The sequence below is a fragment of the Rhodopseudomonas sp. BR0C11 genome (assembly GCF_010820945.1).
GTDB classification, from domain to species: Bacteria; Pseudomonadota; Alphaproteobacteria; order Rhizobiales; family Xanthobacteraceae; genus Rhodopseudomonas; species Rhodopseudomonas palustris_H.
The window spans coordinates 1-1,051 of the sequence record NZ_QTKI01000742.1; the positions used below are offsets into that span (position 1 = coordinate 1).

Below are 1,051 nucleotides of genomic sequence, written 5' to 3' on the forward strand. Positions count from 1 at the left end.
GCGGCGGGAGCCGGCGATGCCGGCCGCGGCTTCGCGGTGGGCGCTGCCGAGGTGAAGGCGCTGGCCGAGCAGACTTCGAAGGCGACCGAGGAGATCACCACGCAGATCAACTCGATCCAGCAGGCGACGCAATCGTCGGTCCAGGCGATCGAAGGCATCACCGGTACGGTGGCGCAGATCAACGAGATCGCCACCGCGATCGCCAGCGCAGTGCGCGAGCAGAGCGCGGCGACGCGCGAGATCGCCCACAACGTTGCAGAGTCCGCGCGCTCCACCACGGAAGTCTCCAGCAACATTTCGGGCGGCAATGAAGCTGCGCGCGAGACCGGCGTCGCGGCGGGGCAAGTGGTCGAGTCCGCGTCGGAATTGTCGCGCAGCGGCGAGGCGCTGAAGACCCAGGTCGATACCTTCCTGCGCGAAGTCCGCGCCGCCTGATCAGGTGACAACGGCGACAGTGAGGCGCTGCGGGACACGACGTTCCGCGCGCCTCTTATGGTTAAGAAAACGTCGCCCAATACCGTTCAATTCTCTTTAATCAGATTGGTGGACTGTGCGCGCATGACGCGCGGAGTTCGTTTGTATCTCGTCGGCTCCTTCGTCCTCGTCTCTCTTGCGGGTTGCGGTCGCGGTCTGTTTCAGACCGCTGAGCGCGAACCGTGGCGGGCCGAGGCCGAGATCGCGTGCTTGAAATCCGGCGTGGTCCGCGAAGGACCGGATCTGGTCCGGATCGATCCGATCTCAGGCCCTGGCGTGTGTGGCGCCGAGTTTCCGTTGAAAGTGGCGGCGCTCGGTGAAACCGGCGCGATTGGTTTCGCCGACGACCTGCGTCCGCCGGGAGCGATCGGCGGCGGTAATCAAAGCCAGCCGCGCTGGCCGGGCGGCCAGCCACAGCCGAACTACGCGACATCTCAACGTGGCTATGCCGAACAGCCCGCGCGCGCCCCGAACTACGGCACGCAGCCGCAGGCCGGCTACGGCGCGCCGCAGGGCGGCTACGGCAAAGCGCCGGTGTCGCCAAATGCCCCGGGCGTGGTGCCGGCCCAGGACGATA

At 67.0% G+C, this 1,051-nt stretch carries 1 protein-coding gene and 1 pseudogene; both read left to right on the forward strand.

The window, feature by feature from the left end:
* The coding region (locus DYI24_RS27045; RefSeq protein ID WP_246701392.1) for a methyl-accepting chemotaxis protein at positions 1-435 on the forward strand (435 nt) is incomplete at its 5' end.
* Positions 436-558: 123 nt separating this feature from the next.
* Positions 559-1,051, forward strand: a pseudogene (locus DYI24_RS27050) (extensin family protein); the annotation flags it as partial.